The organism is Actinoplanes sp. NPDC051633 (assembly GCF_040681735.1).
Lineage (GTDB): Bacteria > Actinomycetota > Actinomycetes > Mycobacteriales > Micromonosporaceae > Actinoplanes.
Map to the genome: position 1 here is coordinate 1 of NZ_JBFAZH010001331.1, position 1,952 is coordinate 1,952.

Annotated in this window: 2 protein-coding genes; one reads left to right on the forward strand and one right to left on the reverse strand. The window is 72.6% G+C overall.

All coding sequences use genetic code 11. The features are described from left to right. Nucleotides 1-804: diguanylate cyclase (locus AB0M20_RS40650; protein WP_364306542.1), on the forward strand; the 804-nt coding region annotated here is incomplete at its 5' end. A gap of 54 nt (nucleotides 805-858) precedes the next feature. On the opposite strand, the gene AB0M20_RS40655 is transcribed toward AB0M20_RS40650, so the two are convergent. Continuing rightward, complete coding sequence (locus AB0M20_RS40655) at nucleotides 859-1,605, reverse strand: alanyl-tRNA editing protein (RefSeq protein ID WP_364306544.1); 747 nt, start codon at nucleotides 1,603-1,605, stop codon at nucleotides 859-861. Between the last annotated feature and the right edge of the window lie 347 nt (nucleotides 1,606-1,952).

The window sequence follows — 1,952 nt, forward strand, 5'->3', positions numbered from 1 at the left end:
CGCTGGGACGACCTCTACTTCGTCGACCACCGGTACGGAGTCCCGGCCGACCTCTACACCTGGGTGCCGGACATACCGGTGCCCGAGGACCCGGACGGCTGGCATCCGCTCGACTCCCTCTTCGCGCCGCTCACGGCGCCCGACGGCACCTGGGTCGGCGTGCTCAGCGTCGACCTGCCGGTCAGCGGGCGCCGCCCCGGGCCGGAGCAGCGCGAGATCCTGTCGCTGTTCGCCGAGCACGCCGCGATCGCGATCCTGCACGCGCGCATGCACTCGGAGCTGGAGCGCAGCCGGTCCGAGCTGCGGTACGCCGCCACGCACGACTCGCTCACCGGGCTGGCGAACCGGACCTTCCTGCGCGACCGGGTCAACGCGATGCTGGCGGACTCCGGGCGCGAGGTCGGCGTGCTGGTGCTCGACCTGAACGGCTTCAAGCGGGTGAACGACGCGGCCGGGCACGAGGCCGGCGACGAGGTGTTGCGCGTGGTGGCCGCCCGGATGCGCCGCAACGTGCGCGCCGACGACGTGGTGGCCCGCCTCGGCGGGGACGAGTTCCTCATCGTCCTGTCCGGCGAGCAGCTCGCCGGCCCGCTGCGGGACACGGCGGAGCGGCTGGGCGACGTGGTGGGCAAGCCGATCGAGACCGTGTACGGGGTGCACTTCGTCACCGCCAGCATCGGCGCGGCGCTGGGGGCGGCCGGTGACGACTTCGGCGCCCTGGTGGCCTCCGCCGACGCCGAGATGTACCGGGCGAAGCGGGAGCGGCTGCACCGCCGCCTCGCGGGAGTGCCCGAAGCCGGATGAATCGCCGCCGCGCACACGCCCCGTGAGGGCGGTGCACCACGGTCGGTGACGGCGTCAGCTCGACAGCTTGATGCGTACCCGGCGGTTCTGCCGGCCCTTGCTCTCCACCTTCTGCACCGTGACGTGACCGACCTGCGCGGTCGAGGCGACGTGAGTGCCGCCGTCGGCCTGCACGTCGAGGCCGACGATGTCGACGACGCGGATCTCCGGCATCTCCAGCGGCGGCAGGGCGTCCTGCGTGCGGACCAGATCGGGGATCGCGAGGGCCTCCTCGCGCGGCAGCACCCGCGCCACGATCTTGCGGTCGGCGGCGATCTCGGCGTTCACCGCGTCCTCGAGGGCCTGCTTGAAGCCGGGCGGCACCTCCGGCAGGTTGAAGTCCATCCGCGCCTCGCCGGGCTGCATGTTGCCGCCCGTCACCAGCGCGCCGAAGTCGCGGAACACCGTCCCGCAGAGAATGTGCAGCCCGCTGTGCGTGCGCATCAGGCTCGAGCGGCGGTCGTCGTCGACGGCGCCGCGCACGGCGGCGCCGGCCGGCGGGACCGGGTCGCCGGGCGCGGGGATGAGATAGAGGTCGTCGCCCTTGCGCGTGTCGACGATGCGGGTCTGCACGCCCTGCCAGATCAGCACGCCGTGGTCCGGCGGCTGACCGCCGCCGCCGGGGTAGAAGGCCGACCGGTCCAGCACGATGCCCGCCTCGGGATCGGCCGGATCCGACCAGACCACCGTGCAGTCCCACTCCCGCAGGGTCGGGTCGGCCCAGTCGAGGCGATGCGTGTGCCCGTGCTGCTCGAACGCCATGCGAGCGATCCTAGTGCGCGCCGCCGGGCGGCTCCCGATCACGCAACGCTGAATCGGAAACGCGCAGCGTGAAGACAGATGGCCCTTTCGGCTACGAAATGGATGCGAGGCCCGCTCACGTAGCGACACTCGGCTACCGACGACGTATCTTGGTTGGCGCACCGAGGGCCCGCCACCTTCCGTGCCACTCGACCCCCCGAGAGGACCCCCCGCATGCGTAAGGCAATGGCGTCGTTAGCCGTGATGGGACTCCTGGCCGCCGGCGGAGTGACCGCCTGCACCGACGACGGCGACCAGGCGTCCGGCAGCACCGGTGGCGGCGGCAAGACCAAGGCCGCCGGGCAGGG

Coding starts and splice junctions, on each gene's coding strand:
- AB0M20_RS40655 (WP_364306544.1), bottom strand. CDS start 1,605: ATGGCGTTCGAGCAGCACGGGCACACGCATCGCCTCGACTGGGCCGAC.